Origin of the sequence: Vogesella sp. (assembly GCF_046297735.1) — a bacterium.
In the GTDB taxonomy this organism is placed as follows: domain Bacteria; phylum Pseudomonadota; class Gammaproteobacteria; order Burkholderiales; family Chromobacteriaceae; genus Vogesella; species Vogesella urethralis.
On the sequence record NZ_JBKBHK010000018.1, the window covers coordinates 1 to 18,005 of the forward strand.

16 protein-coding genes are annotated in these 18,005 nt (G+C 63.4%); 9 read left to right on the forward strand and 7 right to left on the reverse strand.

Annotated features, from left to right (window positions below; translation table 11 throughout):
* Positions 1-175: 175 nt before the first annotated feature.
* The 4 genes from ACK4FZ_RS15755 to ACK4FZ_RS15770 all read right to left on the reverse strand — a co-directional run bounded on the left by ACK4FZ_RS15755 (position 176) and on the right by ACK4FZ_RS15770 (position 3,882).
* Complete coding sequence (locus tag ACK4FZ_RS15755) at positions 176-790, reverse strand: peroxiredoxin (protein ID WP_144373123.1); 615 nt, start codon at positions 788-790, stop codon at positions 176-178.
* Positions 791-1,027: 237 nt separating this feature from the next.
* Positions 1,028-2,821 carry an aspartate--tRNA ligase gene (aspS, locus tag ACK4FZ_RS15760; RefSeq protein ID WP_409822443.1) on the reverse strand — a complete coding sequence of 598 codons (1,794 nt, stop codon included), beginning with the start codon at positions 2,819-2,821 and terminating at the stop codon, positions 1,028-1,030.
* Positions 2,822-2,904: 83 nt separating this feature from the next.
* Positions 2,905-3,558: a DUF502 domain-containing protein gene (locus ACK4FZ_RS15765; protein WP_409822445.1), complete on the reverse strand. Its 654-nt coding sequence runs from the start codon at positions 3,556-3,558 to the stop codon at positions 2,905-2,907.
* Between the two features lie 6 nt (positions 3,559-3,564).
* Positions 3,565-3,882 (reverse strand): FmdB family zinc ribbon protein, encoded by a 318-nt coding sequence (locus ACK4FZ_RS15770; RefSeq protein ID WP_409822447.1) that lies wholly within the window; start codon positions 3,880-3,882, stop codon positions 3,565-3,567.
* A gap of 162 nt (positions 3,883-4,044) precedes the next feature.
* Here ACK4FZ_RS15770 and fabI point away from each other — a divergent pair, with 162 nt between their 5' ends.
* From fabI to ACK4FZ_RS15785, 3 genes are read left to right on the forward strand one after another with little or no spacing between them, the layout of a single operon-like run.
* Complete coding sequence (gene fabI / locus ACK4FZ_RS15775; protein WP_409822448.1) at positions 4,045-4,821, forward strand: enoyl-ACP reductase FabI; 777 nt, start codon at positions 4,045-4,047, stop codon at positions 4,819-4,821.
* An 18-nt stretch (positions 4,822-4,839) separates the two neighbouring features.
* On the forward strand, positions 4,840-5,838 hold the full coding sequence (locus ACK4FZ_RS15780) for a bifunctional enoyl-CoA hydratase/phosphate acetyltransferase (protein ID WP_409822450.1): 999 nt from the start codon (positions 4,840-4,842) through the stop codon (positions 5,836-5,838).
* Between the two features lie 14 nt (positions 5,839-5,852).
* Complete coding sequence (locus ACK4FZ_RS15785) at positions 5,853-7,019, forward strand: acetate/propionate family kinase (protein WP_409822452.1); 1,167 nt, start codon at positions 5,853-5,855, stop codon at positions 7,017-7,019.
* Between the two features lie 74 nt (positions 7,020-7,093).
* On the opposite strand, the gene ACK4FZ_RS15790 is transcribed toward ACK4FZ_RS15785, so the two are convergent.
* Positions 7,094-8,227 (reverse strand): phospholipase A, encoded by a 1,134-nt coding sequence (locus ACK4FZ_RS15790; RefSeq protein ID WP_409822455.1) that lies wholly within the window; start codon positions 8,225-8,227, stop codon positions 7,094-7,096.
* 126 nt (positions 8,228-8,353) lie between these two features.
* Entirely contained in the window at positions 8,354-8,620 is a 267-nt protein-coding gene (rpsT, locus tag ACK4FZ_RS15795) for a 30S ribosomal protein S20 (protein WP_144373131.1), read from the reverse strand.
* Between the two features lie 131 nt (positions 8,621-8,751).
* On the opposite strand from rpsT, the gene murJ reads away from it, so the two are divergent.
* The 3 genes from murJ to ettA all read left to right on the forward strand — a co-directional run bounded on the left by murJ (position 8,752) and on the right by ettA (position 13,032).
* On the forward strand, positions 8,752-10,293 hold the full coding sequence (murJ, locus tag ACK4FZ_RS15800) for a murein biosynthesis integral membrane protein MurJ (protein ID WP_409822458.1): 1,542 nt from the start codon (positions 8,752-8,754) through the stop codon (positions 10,291-10,293).
* Between the two features lie 78 nt (positions 10,294-10,371).
* Positions 10,372-11,214 (forward strand): NADPH-dependent 7-cyano-7-deazaguanine reductase QueF, encoded by an 843-nt coding sequence (queF, locus tag ACK4FZ_RS15805; protein ID WP_409822461.1) that lies wholly within the window; start codon positions 10,372-10,374, stop codon positions 11,212-11,214.
* Positions 11,215-11,364: 150 nt separating this feature from the next.
* Positions 11,365-13,032, forward strand: a complete 1,668-nt coding sequence (ettA, locus tag ACK4FZ_RS15810) for an energy-dependent translational throttle protein EttA (RefSeq protein ID WP_409822464.1) — start codon at positions 11,365-11,367, stop codon at positions 13,030-13,032.
* Positions 13,033-13,607: 575 nt separating this feature from the next.
* On the opposite strand, the gene ACK4FZ_RS15815 is transcribed toward ettA, so the two are convergent.
* Positions 13,608-14,213: an arylesterase gene (locus ACK4FZ_RS15815; protein ID WP_409822467.1), complete on the reverse strand. Its 606-nt coding sequence runs from the start codon at positions 14,211-14,213 to the stop codon at positions 13,608-13,610.
* On the opposite strand from ACK4FZ_RS15815, the gene ACK4FZ_RS15820 reads away from it, so the two are divergent.
* The 3 genes from ACK4FZ_RS15820 to ACK4FZ_RS15830 are packed head-to-tail and all read left to right on the forward strand — an operon-like array spanning position 14,212 to position 17,945.
* Positions 14,212-14,907, forward strand: a complete 696-nt coding sequence (locus tag ACK4FZ_RS15820; RefSeq protein ID WP_409822470.1) for an ABC transporter ATP-binding protein — start codon at positions 14,212-14,214, stop codon at positions 14,905-14,907. The genes ACK4FZ_RS15815 and ACK4FZ_RS15820 overlap by 2 nt on opposite strands.
* Positions 14,904-17,381: an ABC transporter permease gene (locus tag ACK4FZ_RS15825; protein WP_409822472.1), complete on the forward strand. Its 2,478-nt coding sequence runs from the start codon at positions 14,904-14,906 to the stop codon at positions 17,379-17,381. Before ACK4FZ_RS15820 ends, ACK4FZ_RS15825 begins: the two co-directional genes overlap by 4 nt.
* A 9-nt stretch (positions 17,382-17,390) precedes the next feature.
* On the forward strand, positions 17,391-17,945 hold the full coding sequence (locus tag ACK4FZ_RS15830) for a DUF2946 family protein (RefSeq protein WP_409822474.1): 555 nt from the start codon (positions 17,391-17,393) through the stop codon (positions 17,943-17,945).
* Positions 17,946-18,005: the final 60 nt, after the last annotated feature.

The window sequence follows — 18,005 nt, forward strand, 5'->3', positions numbered from 1 at the left end:
GTCGAGTCTGTTTGTCCTACCACCCCGCAGACCAGACCGACATTGCCCGCGAGTGGTGAAGAACAGGGCACACAAATATCCAACGAAAAATGCCAGTCAGCGTTAACTGACTGGCATTACGCTTGCGCGGGGCTTTTGACATCCTGCGGCCAACCTGACGGCTGGCGGGGCGGGATTACAGGTCTTTGGCGTTTTCAGCCAGGTAAGCCGCTACGCCTTCGGCGCTGGCGGTCATGCCTTTTTTGCCTTTGTTCCAGCCAGCCGGGCACACTTCGCCGTGCTCTTCGGTGAACTGCAGGGCGTCAACCATGCGGATCATCTCGTCCACGTTGCGGCCCAGCGGCAAGTTGTTCACGACCTGGTGCTGTACCACACCGGCTTTGTCGATCAGGAAGGAGCCACGGAAGGCCACGCCGCCGTCGGCTTCTACGTCGAAGGCTTTGCACAGTTCGTGCTGGATGTCGGCCACCAGGGTGTAGCCCACTTGGCCGATACCGCCTTTTTCTACCGGGGTGTTGCGCCATGCGGCGTGGGTGAACTGGCTGTCGATGGACACGCCGATCACTTCCACGTTGCGGGCCTTGAACTCGGCCAGGCGGTGATCGAAAGCGATCAGTTCGGACGGGCACACGAAGGTGAAGTCCAGCGGGTAGAAGAACACCACGGCGTATTTGCCGGCAGTGGCTTCCTGGAAGGAGTAGTTGTCAACGATCTGACCATCGCCCAGCACGGCGGAGAAGGTTTTTTCACCAGCAAAGAACGGGGCTTGTTTGCCTACGAGTACGGCCATGAAAGTCTCCTTGGGAAAAACAGTGATTTGGTCCGGTTGATCCGGCTGCTGCGGCGGTTATAAAGCAGCCGCCAGCCACGCTCAAATTGAAAATGCCAATCCGGGCGATAGCGGTTGGCAATCATCCAGCCTACCGCTGCCAGATGACGGCGAGATGTTGCTTTATCAAGCGCCAGACACATAAAAAACGGGCCCCGACGGGGCCCGTTGTGTTGCCTATGCCACGTGCGGCCAACCTTAGGCGGTCGGCTCGGCCTTCTGGCGCAGGCGCAGGTTCAGTTCGCGCAGCTGCTTCTCGTCTACCGCGTTCGGGGCGTTGGTCAGCAGACACTGCGCACGCTGGGTTTTCGGGAAGGCGATGACGTCGCGGATGGACTCGGCACCGGCCATCAGGGTTACCAGACGGTCCAGACCGAAGGCCAGGCCACCGTGCGGCGGGGCACCGAACTTCAGGTTGTCCAGCAGGAAGCCGAACTTGTTCTGCTGCTCTTCCGGGCTGATCTTCAGCGCGGCGAACACTTTTTCCTGTACATCGGCGCGGTGGATACGCACCGAACCACCACCGATTTCCCAACCGTTCAGCACCATGTCGTAGGCACGGGCCAGGCAAGCGCCCGGGTCGGTGTCCATCAGGTCTTCATGGCCCGGTTTCGGGCTGGTGAACGGATGGTGGCAAGCGGTCCAGCGGTCGGCTTCTTCGTCGTGTTCGAACATCGGGAAGTCCACCACCCACAGCGGGCGCCATTCGCGCACGAAGTAGCCGTCTTTCTCGCCACGCTCGTGACCGATCTTGATACGCAGCGCGCCGATGGCTTCGTTCACCACTTTGGCTTTATCAGCGCCAAAGAAGATGATGTCGCCGTTCTGGGCACCGGTACGCTCGATGATGGCTTGCAGGCCGGCAGCGGACAGGAACTTCACGATCGGGGACTGCAGGCCCTCTTCGTTCAGCTTGGTGACGTCGTTAACCTTGATGTAGGCCAGGCCCTTGGCGCCGTAGATGCCGACAAACTGGGTGTAGTCGTCGATCTCTTTACGCGACAGGGTGGCACCGTTCGGTACGCGCAGGGCCACCACGCGGCCATTGGCCATGTCGGCAGCACCGCGGAAAACCTTGAACTCTTCCGACTTCATCACGTCGGTCAGTTCGGTGAATTTCAGGCTGACGCGCAGGTCCGGCTTGTCGGAGCCGTAGTAGAACATGGCGTCGCCGTAGGTCATGCGCGGGAACTTGCCCAGCTCCACGTTCATCACGTCGCGGAAGATTTCCTGCGCCATGTTTTCGGTGATATCCATGATCTGGTCCTCGTTCAGGAACGAGGTCTCGATATCGATCTGGGTGAATTCCGGCTGGCGGTCGGCACGCAGGTCTTCGTCACGGAAGCACTTGGTGATCTGGTAGTAGCGGTCGAAGCCGGCCACCATCAGCAGCTGCTTGAACAGCTGCGGCGACTGCGGCAGCGCGAAGAACTCGCCCGGATGCACGCGGGACGGTACCAGGTAGTCGCGGGCGCCTTCCGGGGTGGAGCGGGTCAGCATCGGGGTTTCGATGTCGATAAAGCCCTGCTTGTCCAGGTGGTTACGCACGCCCATCGCCACGCGGTAACGCAGGCGCAGGTTTTTCTGCATGGCCGGGCGACGCAGGTCGATGACACGGTTGGTCAGGCGCACGTTCTCGGACAGGTTTTCGTCGTCGATCTGGAACGGCGGGGTAGCCGCGGTGTTCAGGATCTCGATGTCCTTGGCCAGGATTTCGATCTCGCCGGAGATCATCTTGCTGTTGGCGGTGCCGGCCGGGCGCTCGCGCACGATACCGGTGATGGACAGCACGTATTCGTTACGGGCGCTATCGGCGGTCTGGAACGCTTCCGGGGTGTCCGGATCGATCACTACCTGCACCAGACCTTCACGGTCGCGCAGGTCAATGAAGATCACGCCGCCGTGGTCACGACGACGGTGAGCCCAGCCTTTGACGGTAACGGTCTGGCCGAGGTATTTCTTGTCGATAAGTCCGCAATAATCGGTACGCATTGCAATGCCTTTGTGTTGAATTCGTAGAGAGATTTCCTGACAGGTAGACGCAAAACCGGGTTGGCCGCGTGCGGCCAACCCTGTCAATTTCGTTCGTCGCCCACTTGCTTGCGCACGTCAGCAGGGGCAGGCGGTGCCACCACCCCCATGGAAATCACGTACTTCAGGGCTTCGTCCACGCTCATGTCCAGCTCGCGAGTAGCGCTTTTGGGCACGATGATGAAGTAGCCGGATGTCGGGTTCGGCGTGGTCGGCACGTAGACGCTGACGTGCTCTTCGTCGCCCAGCTGTGTTTTGAGCTGACCGCCAGGTGTGCCGGTCTGGAACGCTACGGTCCATGCGTCCTGGTGTGGAAAGCGTACTAGCAGCGCCTTGCGGAAGGCCTGGCCGGAGTCAGACAGCAGGGTGTCGGACACCTGCTTTACGCTGTTGTAGATGGTGCTGACCACCGGAGTACGGGTCAGTATCAGGTTCCACAGGTCCAGCAGCTTCTGGCCCAGCACGTTGGCCGCCATGAAACCGGTGGCCAGCAGGATGGCAAACGCCAGCACCACCCCCAGGCCGGGGATGTCAAAGCCAAACAGGCTCTCCGGGCGCCAGGCATGGGGCAGCAGGTTGATGGTTTGGTCCAGCGTGCTGATGATCAGGTTCAGCACCCACAGCGTGATGGCTACTGGCAGCCAGATCAGCAAGCCGGTAGCCAGATAGCCACGCAGGGTCAACTTTATTTGTTTCATAGGGCCTCAGGCGCAACCGCCGTTACCACAGCCGCCGCTGCCACAGGCCGGGCCACTGCCGTTTTTGAAGTCGGTGACGTACCAGCCATTGCCTTTCAGCTGAAAGCCGGCGGCAGACAGCTGTTTGCTGTACTGCTCGCTGCCACAGGCCGGGCATTGGGCGATGGGATCATCGCTCATTTTCTGCAGATGTTCCTTTTGCGCACCACACGCTTCACAACGGTATTCATAAATCGGCATGTTTACCACTCCAACCACAATCGCAATGACATAATCGGGCAAATATTGCAGTGCATCAAATCGCACCGCAATAAACAGGCTCATGATAATGGGGCCAGACGCACACCACGGCAAGCCCGAACCCGCACAAACGGGTGATTATATCCGACTGATACGCCAATACAAAAATCGGATTCACGGCAGTGCAATGCATGCACTGCAACATGGGCAGGCCACCACCTTTCCTTATCTGATACAGGAGCAGTCATGAGCACATCCCACCTGCCGCTGGCCGGCAAACGCGGCCTGATTGTTGGCGTAGCCAACGAGCACAGCATTGCCTACGGTTGCGCCAAGGTCATGCACGACCTGGGCGCCGACATTGCCATCACCTACCTCAACGACAAGGCCGAAAAATTCGTGCGCCCGCTGGCCGAAGGGCTGGATGCGCCGCTGATCCTGCCGCTGGACGTGCAGCAGGACGGCCAGCTGGAAGCTGTATTCGAAGCCATCCGCGAACAATGGGGCAGCCTGGACTTCGTGGTGCACTCCATCGCGTTCTGCCCGATGGACGACCTGCACGGCCGCGTGACCGACTGCTCCAAAGACGGCTTCCTGCAAGCGATGCGCGTGTCGTGCTACTCGTTCATCGAGATGGCGCGCCTGGCCGAGCCGCTGATGGTGAACGGCGGCGCCCTGCTAACCATGAGCTACTACGGCGCCGACAAGGTAGTAGAAAACTACAACATCATGGGGCCGGTCAAAGCGGCGCTGGAAAGCACCACCCGCTACATGGCCCACGAGCTGGGCAGCAAGGGCATCCGCGTGCACACCATCTCCCCCGGCCCGCTGAAAACCCGCGCCGCCAGCGGCATTGCCCACTTCGACAAGCTGATCGACGATGCCATCGAGCGTGCGCCGCAGAACCGCCTGGTCAGCATTGAGGACATCGGCCATACCGCTGCCTTCCTCGCCTCCGACGCCGCCCGCGCGCTGACCGGCGAAGTGACCTACGTGGATGGCGGCTTCAATATCATGGCCTGAGTACGGCCAGCCCAGCCCGTGCCGGCAAGCCGCCCACCGGCACGGGGCATTTCCTGGCGGCACCGTACAGGAGCAGCAGCCATGACCCGCGACGATCACGCATTTACCGACATTATCGAACAAGCCCGTAGCAACGGCCCGCGCCCGATGGCCGTGGCCCACCCCTGCAGCCCGGAAGCCCTGCAAGGCGCGGTAGAGGCCGCCGAACAAGGCATCGCCACCCCGATCCTGATTGCCCCTCGCGCCAAGCTGACCAAGCTGGCCGCCAGCCTGGACATCGATCTGGGCCGTTATGAAACCATCGACGTGGAACACAGCCACGCCGCCGCAGAGCGTGCGGTGGAGCTGGTACGCGAAGGCTTTGCCGACAGCCTGATGAAGGGCAGCCTGCACACCGACGAATTCATGAGCGCGGTGCTGGACCGCGCCAAGGGCATCCGCACCGACCGCCGCATCAGCCATGTGTTCGTGATGAAGGTGGAAAGCTACCCGCGCTACCTGTTCATTACCGACGCTGCCGTCAACATCGAACCCGACCTGGCCACCAAGCGCGACATCTGCCAGAACGCCATCGACCTGTGCCACGCACTGGGCCTGGCTCGCCCCAAAGTGGCCATTTTGTCGGCGGTGGAAACCATCAATCCGAAGATCCGCTCTACGCTGGACGCGGCCGCCTTGTGCAAGATGGCCGACCGCGGGCAGATCAAGGGTGCGCTGCTGGACGGGCCGCTGGCATTCGACAATGCCATTTCGCACGCCGCAGCCGATACTAAGGGTATCGAATCGGACGTGGCTGGCGAACCGGACATCCTGCTGGTGCCGGATCTGGAATCCGGCAACATGCTGGCCAAGCAGCTTACCTATCTGGCTGCCGCCGCCAGCGCCGGTATCGTGATGGGTGCCCGGGTGCCCATCGTGCTGACCAGCCGCGCTGACGACGCTGCCGGCCGCTTGGCCTCGGCAGCCGTGGCCAACCTTTACGCCGCCAGCCGGCGCCAGCAGGCGGGCAGCAGATAATGCAAGGAGACAGCATGGGCAAAGCACTGATTGCCATCAATGCAGGCTCGGCCACCCTGAAATTCCGCGCCTACGGCAGCGACGGCAAGACGCTGCTGGCGCGCGGCATGGTGGATCACTTTGGCCGCGACAACGCGGTGCTGGAACTGGACAAAGGCGGCAAGCGCTTCCAGCTGCCACTGGACAGCGCCGGGCGTGACGAAAACGTGGCCGCGGTGCTGAACACGCTGGCCGACCACGATCTGCTACCGCAGGCGGTGGTACACCGCGTGGTGCACGGCGGCCAGCACTACCGCAGCCCAGTGGTGATGACGCCAGAGGTGGTGGATGCGCTGTCGGCGCTGATTCCGCTGGCGCCACTGCACCAGCCGGTCAGCCTGTCGGTGATGCACGCCTTTGCCAAGCTGGACCCGCACCTGACGCAGATCGCCTGCTTCGACACCGCCTTCCACTGCAGCCAGCCGGTGGTGGCCACCCGCTTCGGCATTGCCCGCCACTGGCACGACAAAGGCCTGCGCCGTTACGGCTTCCACGGGCTGTCGTACGCGTCCATCGCCCGCCGGCTGCCCGAGCTGGGCCTGGGCGACAGCAAGGTGGTGGTCCTGCACCTGGGTAGCGGCGCCAGCGCCTGCGCCATCCAGGCTGGCCACAGCGTGGCTTCCAGCATGGGCTTTTCGGCGCTGGACGGGCTGATGATGTCTACCCGCCCCGGCACGCTGGACCCGGAAGTGGTGTTGTACTGGATGGAACACGAGGGCATGGACGTGACCGCGGTGCGGCAGGAGCTGTACAAGCAATGCGGGCTGCTGGGCGTGTCCGGCGGGCTGTCCAGCGACATGCGCGAGCTGCTACAGGCACGCAGCGACGAGGCACGCGAGGCGGTGGAGCTGTTCTGTTACCGTGCCGCGCGTGAAGTGGCGTCGCTGGCCACCGCCATGAAGGGGCTGGACGCCATCGTGTTTACCGCCGGCATTGGCGAGCGCTCGCCGGAAATCCGCAGCCGCATCCTCAAGCAACTGGCCTGGCTGGGCTTCGAGGCCGACCTGGCGGCCAACCTGGCGCAGTCTTACCGCATTACCGCCGCTAGCAGCCGCCTGCACGCCTACGTGATGGCCACCGACGAAGAAGGCGAAATGGCGCGCGAGGCCGCCGGCCTGCTGTGCGGCGATATCGAACTGTAACGCCCTGCACGATAAAACAGCACGCCCCTGTCAGCCGTTGGCCGCAGGGGCGTTTTCTTTGACGCGACCGGCAATCAGTTGCTGAGCCAGTCGGTCAGCATCAGGCCAAAGCCGATACCGCGCGAGCGGTGGTTGTAATCCAGCAGCGACTCGCCGTAGCCATCGTAAGCCTGTACATAACCGCGCAAGCGGCCGGCCACCGGGAAGGTCCAGTCCAGCTGTGCAGCGCCTTTGTGGCTGCTGGGGTTGTAGCGCACGGTTCCGCCGAAGGTATGGCCGTTCCAGCGGTACACCGCCTGCAGGTCGCCGCGCCCGGTAAAGGTTTGCAAGTCGGGGTTATCGTCTTCGCTGGCTTTTTCCGGCAACCGGTACCACCAGCGCGCCGTCAGCGACAGGTTGCCGTTTTCTGCCCCCAGCATGCCGTACAGGCGGTTCCAACTGCGCGACAGCGGGTCGGTCTGGCCATTGGACTGGTGCAGGATGCCCACCCCGGCCATGCGCAGGCGCCAATCACCCCATTGCCAGTTAGCCGGCAACGGCGTGGTCAGCACCACTTCCGGCTCGTAATCGGTTTCGCGGAACGGCGACGATTGCTGCTTGTTGTACATCTGCCAGTGCGACTGTTGGCTGTAGCCGAACCACAAGTCGGCCGGCGAACCCAGCACGTTTTCCCACATCTTGCTCTTGAACGAGATCTGGTACTTCACCTCGACATTGTTCATTTTCTTGCCGAACAACGTCACCGCTTCCTGCGTTGGCGAATCGGGCCGCACATTGGGCGAAGCCTGGTACCACACCGGCAGGATGTAGGTGGGCTTGTGGGCGCGCAGTACAAAGGTGCCCAGCTTGTTGTCTTCGTCCAGGTCCCACTGGCTGGCCAAGGTGCTGTGCTTGCTGCTGGTAATCACCGGCACTGCGGATGCAGCACGCTGGCCACCCAGCTCGGGCAAGCTGGCGGCAGCCCCGCTAGCCGGCAACGACACACCATTGGCCACCGGCTCGATAGCCGCCACCGGCGCAGGGTTGGCCGCAGCCTGCACGGCTTGGCTGGTGACAGACGGCGCCGGCAGCGGCTGGGCGGCCAGCGCGTCGTAACACGCCAGTCTGGCAGCGCCATCGCCCAGCTGGGCGCACTGCTGCAAGCCGACCTGCAGGTTGCCATCGGCCCAGGCCAGCGGCGACAGCAACAGGGGAAGAAGTTTTCGCATTGTCGTCATCGATAGAAACACCGGCAGTGACAGACTGGCCGGCTGCCGCAAAGTGCCCGGTCGTAAAAACACAAAAGGCCCCGCGATTGCGGAGCCTTTGCGTATTCTTTTGCCGTTAAGGGCAAATTAGGCGGCCATGGCCTTAACTTGGGCGGACAGACGGCTCTTGTGACGAGCAGCCTTGTTCTTGTGGAACACGCCTTTGTCAGCGATACGGTCGATGACTTTGGTGGAAGCCTGGAATTGAGCCTGAGCAGCGGCTTTGTCGCCAGCTTCAACGGCTTTGATAACTTTCTTTACTGCAGTGCGGAATGCAGTACGCAGGCTAGCGTTTTGCGCGCGCTGCTTGAGAGCCTGGCGTGCACGCTTGCGAGCTTGTGCGCTGTTAGCCATGTGGTGTCTCCTGATGAGCGGAATCTGAAACCGGCGATTCTAAGCCCTAACATGAGGTTTTGCAACAACAAACCCACCCGCGTAAACTGGCGGGCTTAAACCTTCTTCATAGTGTCTGATTTTACCCAAGCATGAACCTCCTAAAAGCGCTGGCAAAAGTCAGCAGCATGACCCTGGTTTCGCGCGTGCTGGGCTTTGTCCGCGACGCCATCATTGCCCGCGTATTCGGCGCCGGCCTCGCCACCGACGCCTTCTTTGTGGCCTTCAAACTGCCCAACCTGCTGCGCCGCATCTTTGCCGAAGGCGCCTTTTCGCAGGCCTTCGTACCGGTACTGGCCGAATACAAGGAGCAACGCGGCGAAGCGGAAACCCGCGCCTTCCTGTCGCACATCACCGGCACGCTGACGGTGGTGCTGATGGCGGTCACGGCGCTGGGCATGCTGGCCGCACCGTGGATTATCTGGCTCACCGCCCCCGGCTTTGCCAGCAACCCGGACAAGGTGGCGCTGACCAGCGAGCTGCTGCGCATCACCTTTCCTTATATCTTGTTCATTTCGCTGTCGTCGCTGGCCAGCAGCGTGCTCAATACCTGGAACCGCTTTTCGGTACCGGCGTTCACGCCCACGCTGCTGAACGTGTCGTTCATCCTGTGCTCGCTGCTGCTGACGCCCTACTTCGACCCGCCGGTACTGACGCTGGCGTGGGCGGTGTTTATCGGCGGCATTGCCCAGCTGCTGTACCAGCTGCCGCACCTGAAGAAGCTGGACATGTTGCCGATGCCACGCCTGAACCTGCGCGACGCCGCGGTCTGGCGCGTCATCCGCCAGATGGGGCCGGCCATTTTCGGCGTGTCCATCGCGCAGATCTCGCTGGTGATCAACACCATATTTGCGTCGTTTCTGGTGTCCGGCAGCGTGTCGTGGATGTACTACGCCGACCGGCTGATGGAATTCCCCACCGGCGTGCTGGGCGTGGCGCTGGGCACCATCCTGCTGCCGTCGCTGTCCAAACAGGCGGCGCGCGGCCCGGAAAGCCAGGGCGAATTCAGCCAGTTGCTGGACTGGGGCATGCGACTGTCGCTGTTGCTGGCGGTGCCGTCCACCGTCGGCCTGGCGGTACTGTCGCAACCGCTGATTGCCACGCTGTTCATGTACGGCAAGTTCACCGCCCACGACGCCGCCATGACGCAGCAAGCGCTGATGGCCTACGCCGTCGGCCTGCTGGGCTTGATCCTGGTGAAAGTGCTGGCGCCGGGCTTTTATGCGCGGCAGAACATCAAGACGCCGGTGAAGATTGCGCTGGTGACGCTGGCCGCCACCCAGCTGATGAACCTCACCTTTATCGGCCCGCTGAAGCACGCCGGCCTGTCGCTGTCGATCGGCCTGGGCGCCTGCCTGAACGCCGCGCTGTTGTACTACCAGCTGCGCAAGCATGGCATCTACCAGCCATCCGCCGGCTGGACGGGCTTCATGCTGCGGCTGGCCGGTGGTGTCGCGGCCATGGCCGCCACCTTGCTACTGCTGCTGAACGTGCTGCCGATCGACTGGCACGGCCATAGCTGGCAACGCGCGCTGTGGCTGCTGCTATTGGTAGTTGCTGGCGCCGGCGCCTACTTTGCCACGCTGCTGGCGCTGGGCCTGCGCCCGCGCCAGTTCATGCGTCGCACCGTCTGAATACCCGGCAGGCTGCGGCAGCCTGCCTACAATAAAGCTGGCGGCGGCCCCTGCGGGCACGCCGCGGCACGAGGAATAATGATGACCCCGACCTACACCCCCGAGTTTTCCCCGCTGGGCAAGAAGGTGGACTACCAGGACCAGTACGACAACAGCCTGCTGTTCCCGATTGCCCGCCAGCAAAAACGCGACGAGATCGGCGTGGCGGCCAACGCGCTGCCGTTTCACGGCGTGGACCTGTGGACCGGCTTTGAGCTGTCGTGGCTGAACGCACGCGGCAAACCGCAAGTGGCGATTGCCACCTTCCGCATTCCGGCCGACAGCCCCAACCTGATCGAGTCCAAATCGTTCAAGCTGTATCTGAACAGCTATAACCAGACCCGCATCGCCAGCTGGGACCAGGTACAAGCGCAGCTGAGCATGGACCTGAGCAACGCTGCAGGCGGCAAAGTCGAAGTCAGCCTGCTGTCGCCGGCCGATTTTGGCCGCGAACAGATTGTGGAGCTGGCCGGCAGCAGCATCGACGAGCTGGATATCGAGGTAGACAACTACGCGCCCTGCCCGCAACTGCTGCACGCCGACGCGGCCAACGTGGTCAGCGAAACGCTGTGCTCGCAACTGCTGAAGTCCAACTGCCTGGTAACCGGCCAGCCGGACTGGGGCAGCGTGCAGATCAGCTACACCGGCCCGCGCATCGACCGCGAAGCGCTGCTGCGCTACCTGATCGGCTTCCGTCAGCACAACGAATTCCACGAACAGTGCGTGGAGCGCATCTTCACCGACGTACTGCAGGCCTGTGCGCCGCAGCGCCTGACCGTATATGCGCGCTACACCCGCCGCGGCGGCCTGGACATCAACCCGTGGCGCAGCAACGACCCGGCTGCCGTACCGCCGGCCAACGTCCGCACCGCACGCCAGTAACAAGGTTGGCCGCAGGCGGATTTTGCTAGAATCATCAGGTTGGTTTTAGCCACGACCCCACCCGCCCGAGCAGACAGATTTTCTGGCCTGTTCGTGCTTTTCGTGGGGTTCGTGGCAAATGTCTCTTCCCCTATAGAACTTAGGTAAACCATGGCTCAATACGTGATGTCCATGCTCCGCGTGAGCAAGATCGTCCCCCCCAAGCGCCAGATCATCAAGGACATCTCGCTGTCCTTCTTCCCCGGCGCCAAGATCGGCCTGCTGGGTCTGAACGGCGCCGGTAAATCCACCGTGCTGAAGATCATGGCCGGCGTCGAAAAAGAATACGACGGCGAGGTGCAGTGGCAGCCGAACCTGAACATCGGCTACCTGCCGCAGGAACCGCAGCTGGACCCGGAAAAAACCGTGCGCGAAGAAGTGGAAAGCGGCATGGGCGAAGTGATGAACGCGCAAAAGCGCCTGGAAGAGGTGTACGCCGCCTACGCCGAGCCGGACGCCGACTTTGACGCCCTGGCCGAAGAACAGGCCCGTCTGGAAGCCATCATCTCCGCCGGCGCCGGTGACAATATCGAGCTGCAGCTGGAGCTGGCCGCCGACGCGCTGCGCCTGCCGCCGTGGGACGCCAAGATCGGCCCGCTGTCCGGTGGTGAAAAACGCCGCGTGGCGCTGTGCAAGCTGCTGCTGTCCAAGCCCGACATGCTGCTGCTGGACGAACCCACCAACCACCTGGACGCCGAATCGGTTGAGTGGCTGGAACAGTTCCTGGTGCGCTTCCCGGGTACCGTGGTGGCTGTCACCCACGACCGCTACTTCCTGGATAACGCTGCCGAATGGATTCTGGAGCTGGACCGCGGCGAAGGCATTCCGTGGAAGGGCAACTACTCCGGCTGGCTGGAACAGAAAGAAGCCCGCCTGCAGCAGGAAGCCAAGTCCGAAGCCGCGCGCATGAAGGCCATGAAGCAGGAACTGGAATGGGTGCGCCAGAACCCGAAAGGCCGCCAGGCCAAGTCGAAGGCGCGTATCGCCCGCTTCGAGGAACTGTCCAGCTTTGAAAACCAGAAGCGCAACGAGACCCAGGAGATCTTCATTCCGGTGGCCGAGCGTCTGGGTAACGAAGTGATCGAATTCGAGAACGTGTCCAAGGGCTTTGGCGACCGCCTGCTGATCGACAACCTCAGCTTCAAGGCCCCGCCGGGCGCCATCGTCGGCATTATCGGCCCCAACGGTGCCGGTAAGTCCACCCTATTCAAAATGATTGCCGGCAAGGAACAACCGGACAGCGGCAGCGTGAAGATCGGCCAGACCGTACAGATGGCCTTTGTCGAACAGAGCCGCGAAGGCCTGGACGGCGACAAGACCGTGTTCGAGGACGTGTCCGGCGGCGCCGACCTGATTACCGTCGGCAAGTTCGAAATGTCCAGCCGCGCCTACCTGGGCCGCTTCAACTTCAAGGGCGCCGACCAGCAGAAGAAAGTGGGCATGCTGTCCGGTGGCGAACGCGGCCGCCTGCACCTGGCCAAAACCCTGCTGAAGGGCGGCAACGTGCTGCTGCTGGATGAACCGTCCAACGACCTGGACGTGGAAACCCTGCGTGCGCTGGAAGACGCACTGCTGGAATACGCCGGCACCGTGTTCGTAATCAGCCACGACCGCTGGTTCCTGGACCGTATCGCCACCCACATCCTGGCAGCGGAAGGCGAATCGCAGTGGACTTTCTTTGACGGCAACTACCAGGAATACGAAGCCGACAAGAAGAAACGCCTGGGCGAAGAAGGTGCCAAGCCCAAGCGCATCCGTTACAAGCCGGTTACCCGCTAAGCCTTGTTTGCGGCCAACCTTGGCCCGGACAACAAAACAGCCCGCAATTGCGGGCTGTTTTGTAAGCAGTCACTGCAGGTACAAATACGTGCGTGTAGTCGCCGGGCTGTGCTTGTCATGTGAAACAAAAAAAACGCATTGGCGTAATGCCAGTCAGTTAGGCGAATGTACTTGGCCATCAATCGGTAGGGCGTGAGTGAAGCGCCCCATCCCGTTGGCGCGAGCCGGTCAAAATGGTGTGCCCCAGGTTTTAAGACGCCGATTTGTTTGAGCCCCGAGCCGTTAGAGAGGGGCGAGTTCGGCGGCGCCTGGGGCGTGCCATTTTGAACGGGGTTTCGAGCAGCCCCGGGTTGCGGGGGAATGAAAAGGGGGCGGCAATCCGCCCCCTTTCCCGTCTGCCGGGCGGAACCGGCATCTAATCATCGTCCGCATAGCGGACGCAAAAGCACTCCTGAGCGCAGCAAACCCCTAGTCAAAAAACGCCAGTCAGCATTAACTGACTGGCATTACCGCATTGGCGGGGTTTTTGCTTCTGCAGGCGGATGGCGTCGGCTTTGCTGTTACTGCGGCACGGGTCAGGATTTTGGCAGCAAGGGCAGTAGCGCCGGTAGCACGTTGTTCATCATTTGTGCCTGGGCGCTGGCTGCCGGGTGGATACCATCAGGCTGGAACTTGCTCAGGTCGCGCTCGAACCCCTTGACCAGTAAGGGTACCAGTGGTGTTTTGCGCGCACTGGCGACATCGCGAAACACGGCCTGGAACTTGTTGCCGTACTCCGGGCCATAGTTCGGTGGCAATGCCATGCCCACCAATAGAACGCGGGCTTTTTGCGATTGTGCCAAACGCACCATCTGGTTCAGGTTATCCTGCATGGCGGGTAGCGGCAGGCCGCGCAGGCCGTCGTTGCCGCCCAGCTCCAGTACCAGCACGTCCGGTTTGTGTTGCTGCAGTACGGCAGGCAGCCGCGCCAGGCCGCCCGCGGTGGTTTCCCCGCTCAGGCTGGCATTGATTACCTGATGTTTTGGCCCCAGTTGCTTTTGCAACAAGCTCACCCAGCCTTGTGCAGGGTTGAGCCCGTAGGCGGCAGACAGGCTGTCGCCAAACACCACAATCTTGCCGGCCTGGGCCAGCGGTGCCACCAACAGGCAGGCCAACAACAGACAGCGCTTGATCATCAACATGACATCCTCTTCGGTAAACAGCGCGATTCTGCGCGCCCAGGCCGTTACCCGGCAAGTGAACTATCACGGCCAGCAACTGGCCATTCTCAAAGACGCCAGCCTGGCGGTGGCCGCCGGCGAGAGCGTGGCCATCGTCGGTGCCAGCGGCAGCGGCAAGTCGACGTTACTGGCCATTCTGGCAGGGCTGGATGCAGCAAGTTCCGGCGAAGTCTGGCTGGCGGGCCAGCCGCTATCCGGCCTGGACGAAGACGGCCGCGCGCTGCTGCGCCGCGAGCAGGTGGGCTTTGTGTTCCAGAACTTCCAGCTGATGCCGCAGTTTACCGCGCTGGAAAACGTGATGCTGCCGCTGGAGCTGGCTGGCCGCGCCGACGCCCGTACAACTGCCGCCGCCATGCTGCAGCGCGTGGGCCTGGGCCACCGGCTGGACCACTACCCGCGCCATCTGTCGGGCGGCGAGCAGCAACGCGTGGCGCTGGCGCGTGCCTTTGTGCTGCGCCCGGCGCTGCTGTTTGCCGACGAACCCACCGGCAACTTGGACCCGGCCACCGGACAGCAGATCATCGAGCTGCTGTTCGAACTGAATGCCGAAGCCGGCACCGCGCTGGTACTGGTAACGCATGACAGCTCGTTGGCGGCGCGTTGTGCTGCCGTGTACCGCCTTACCGCCGGCGTACTGGCACGGAGCGACGTATGAAAGGGCTGGCATGGCTGATGGGCTGGCGCCTGCTGCGGCGCGAGCTGAAATCCGGCGAGCTCACCGTGCTGGCGTTGGCCTTGCTGGTAGCGGTGGCGGCGATGAGCAGCGTGGCGTTCTTTGCCGACCGCATCGACAGCGCGTTGACCAGGCAGGCCAGCCAGCTGCTGGCGGCGGACTTGGTCATCAATAGCCGTAAACCGCCGGAAGCGGCCTGGCAGCAACAGGCGCAGGCGCAGGGCTTGCGCCAGGTGCCCACGGTGACCTTCCCGTCGATGGTATTTGCCCGCGAGCAAGCGGTGCTGGCCAACCTGAAAGCGGTCGCCAGCGGCTACCCGCTGCGCGGCGAAGTACAGATCCGTACCCGTCAGGGCGTCAAGCAGGGCGTGTACAGCCCGGCGCCGGGCGAGCTGTGGGCCGATGCGCGCCTGCTGCAAAAGATGGGCCTGCAGCTGGGTGACAGCGTGCGCCTGGGCAGCCGCAGCTTTGTGTTGGCCGCCGAAGTGCTGCGCGAGCCGGACGGCGCCGTGGACGTGTTCAATTTCATCCCCCGCGTACTGTTGAACCACGCCGACCTGGCCGCCACCGGCCTGGTGCAGGACGGCAGCCGCATCCGCTACCGCCTGCTGTTGGCCGGTGATGCGCCTCAGGTCAAGGCATACCGTGATTGGCTGGCGCCGCAGCTGAAGCCGGGCACACGGCTGGAAGACATCGAAGAAGCCCGCCCCGAAGTGCGCAGCGCGCTGGAGCGGGCGCGGCGCTTTCTCGGCTTGACGGCCATTCTGTCGGTGACGCTGTCGGCAGCGGCGGTCGCGCTGGCGGTGCGCCGCTACCTGGCGCGGCACTGGCAGAGCGTGGCGGTGCTGCGTGCATTGGGGCAAACCGCGCCCGAGGTGGCCACGGTGTGGGGCAGCCTGTTCCTGTGGCTGGGCCTGCTGGCCGGCGTGCTGGGCGCGCTGGCCGGTTACGCTGTGCAGGCGCTGCTGGTGTATCTGGCCAGGCAATGGCTGGGCGACGGCTTGCCGCCGCCTGGCTGGCTGGCGTGGCTGACTGGGCCGTTGTCGGCGTTGATCCTGCTGGCCGGCTTTGCCTTGCCACCGCTACTGGCGCTGCGCCGCGTGCCGGCGATGGCCGTGTTGCGCGCTGACGTGCCGGCGGGCAGCCGTTCGCTGCTGGCGCCGCTGCTGGCGTTGGTGGCTTTGCTGGGTCTTTCCGCCTGGCAGATCGGCGACGGCCCGCTGGCGTTGTGGTTGCTGTCTGGCCTGGGCGGTTTCCTGGCCGCCGTGGGCTTGCTGGCGTGGGGCATTGTGCTGCTGCTGCGTCGCGTGCCGCTGTCGGGCGCAGTGGGCTGGCGCCATGGTGCGGCCAACCTGGCGCGCCGGCCGTGGTTGGCGGTGATCCAGATCGCGGCGCTGTCGGTCAGCCTGCTGGCCTTGCTGACACTGACCGTGGTGCGCGATGACCTGATCGGCGCCTGGCAGCGCTCGCTGCCGCCGGACGCGCCGGATAGCTTCTTGATCAACCTGCAGGCGCCGCAGCGCGCCGAGCTGGCCCAAGCTTTTGCCAAGGTTGGCCGCAGCGCACCCGAGGCGCTGCCGATGACACGTGCGCGGCTGCTGGCGGTCAACGGCAAGCCGGTCAAAGCCGCCGACTACGAGGACGAACGCGCACAGCGGCTGGTGGAGCGCGAATTCAACCTGTCGTGGCGCGACGCGGCCAACCCGCGCAACCAGATCGTGGCCGGGCAGTGGTGGCCGCTTGGCAGCAAAACGCCGCAATTCTCGGTGGAAGAAGGTCTGGCCCAAACCTTGCGCCTGAAGCAGGGCGATACGCTGACGTTCGACATCGCTGGCACCACCTGGCAGGCGCCCGTTACCAGCTTGCGCAAGGTGGCGTGGGACAGCTTCCAGCCCAACTTCTTCGTGATTGCGCCCGCCGGCTGGATGGGCGATCAGGCCGCCAGCTACATCGCCAGCTACCGCGCGCCGGACGCCGGCTTCAATAACCGGCTGGTAGCGGCGCTGCCCAATGTGACAGTGGTGGATATCAGCACCATCGTGCGTGAAGTGCGTGCCGTTATCGATCGTCTGGCCTTGGCCATCGAGGCGATGTTCGGACTAACGTTGGCCGCAGGGGTGTTAGTGCTGTGGGCGGCGATGGCGGCCACCCGCGACGAGCGCCTGTACGATGTAGCGCTGCTGCGGGCGCTGGGCGCTTCGCGCCGTCAGGTACGCAGCGTGCTGCTGGCCGAGCTGGCGTGGCTGGGGGGCGTGGCCGGGCTGATGGCCGGCGGCGGCGCTATGGCATTGGGCGCGCTGGTGGCAGTGCAGCTGTTCAACCTGCCGTTGGCGCTGAACCTGTGGCTGTTGCCGCTGGGCATGCTGGCCGGCGGCAGCGTGGTGGCGCTGGCGGCGTGGCCGCTGCTCCGCCGTGTGACGCACACACCGCCCAGCGAAGTGCTGCGCGCAAACTAGGAAAGCGATATGGATGCACAGGTACTGGCGGCCATGGACAAATGGCCGAATGTGCCGGCCGTGTACGGCTGGCTGCGGCTGGATGCCCGCGGGCAATGGTGGCTGCGCGACAGTTTGCTGAAACAGCCGGCGATGGTGGATTTCTTCCGCCGCAACTACGCCCGCGACGGCGAGGGCCGCTACTACGTGCAGAACGGGCCGCAAAAGGTGTTCGTGGCACTGGAAGCGGCGCCGTATGTAGCGCGTCGCCACGGCGAGGCTTGGGCGCTGATGCCGGACATGGCGGCCGACGTGGCGCGCTTGGCGTGGCTGGACGAAGAAGGCCGCCTGTTCGTGGAGCTGGGCGGCGAGCTGGCCATCGTGGACGACCGCGACCTGCTGGCGCTGTGCGAGCTGATCTGCCGCCCCGACGGCCGCCAGCCGGCCGACGCCGACTGGCAGGCCTGGGAGCTGGGCACGCAGACACTGCAGCTGACGTTGCCCGAGGGCTGCATCCCGTTGCGGCGCAGCGCTTTTGCCGAACTGGAAGCCGCCTACCATCTGGTACGGGCGCCACAGCCCTGATGGCTGCATGGTATGATCTGCCGGTTTTGGCAGATGCCAACTGATCGCTTTTTTTCTACC